The sequence below is a fragment of the Streptomyces sp. BK340 genome, from assembly GCF_007827595.1.
In the GTDB taxonomy this organism is placed as follows: domain Bacteria; phylum Actinomycetota; class Actinomycetes; order Streptomycetales; family Streptomycetaceae; genus Streptomyces.
Map to the genome: position 1 here is coordinate 1 of NZ_VISR01000083.1, position 1,099 is coordinate 1,099.

The 1,099-nt window shown below is 68.8% G+C and carries 1 pseudogene; it reads right to left on the reverse strand.

Features of this window, described 5'->3' with window-relative positions:
- Positions 1–1,099: pseudogene (locus FB157_RS47025) on the reverse strand (alpha-1,4-glucan--maltose-1-phosphate maltosyltransferase); the annotation flags it as partial.

Here is a 1,099-nt window from a genome sequence, read left to right on the forward strand (position 1 = left end):
TCCCAGTCGCGGGGTTTGAGCTGGTACTTCTCGGAGTCCAGGTACTCCTCGCTGCCGGCCCTGAGCGGGGTGTTCTCGCACAGTTCGTAGCCGCTGTAGATGCCCCAGGTGGGGGAGAGGGTGGCGGCGAGCACGGCACGGATCTCGAAGGCGGGCCGGCCGCCGTGCTGGAGGTAGGCGTGCAGGATGTCGGGGGTGTTGGCGAACAGATTGGGCCGCATGTAGGAGGCGGCCTCACCCGACAGTTCGGTCAGGTACTGCGTCAGCTCCTGCTTGTCGTTGCGCCAGGTGAAGTACGTGTACGACTGCTGGAAACCGATCTGCGCCAGGGTGTGCATCATCGCGGGGCGGGTGAAGGCCTCCGCCAGGAAGATGACGTCCGGGTCGGCGCCGTTGACCTCCCCGATCACCCGCTCCCAGAACACGACCGGCTTGGTGTGCGGGTTGTCGACCCGGAAGATCCGCACCCCGTGCGCCATCCAGTGCCGCAGCACCCGCACCGTCTCGGCGACCAGGCCGTCCATGTCGGCGTCGAACGCGATCGGGTAGATGTCCTGGTACTTCTTCGGCGGGTTCTCCGCGTGGGCGATCGTGCCGTCGGGGCGGTGGTGGAACCACTCCGGATGCTTGTGCACCCACGGATGGTCCGGGGAGCACTGCAGAGCGAAGTCCAGGGCCACCTCCAGGCCCAACTCCCGGGCCCGGCCCACGAAGTGGTCGAAGTCCTCGAGCGTGCCCAGAGCGGGGTGGACCGCGTCGTGCCCGCCCTCCGGGGAGCCGATCGCCCAGGGCACCCCGACATCGTCGGGACGGGCGGTGAGGGAGTTGTTGCGGCCCTTGCGGAACGTCGTGCCGATCGGATGGACCGGCGGGAGGTAGACGACGTCGAAGCCCATCTCCGCGATCGCCCTCAGCCGCCGGGCGGCGGTACGGAAGGTGCCGTGCGGCTGCTCGGCCGTGCCCTCCGAGCGCGGGAAGAACTCGTACCACGAACCGAACAGGGCCCGCTCCCGCTCCACGAGCAGCGGCATCGCGTCCGACGCGGTCACCAACTCGCGCAACGGATACCGGGACAGCACCGCGTCCACCTCGGGTGACA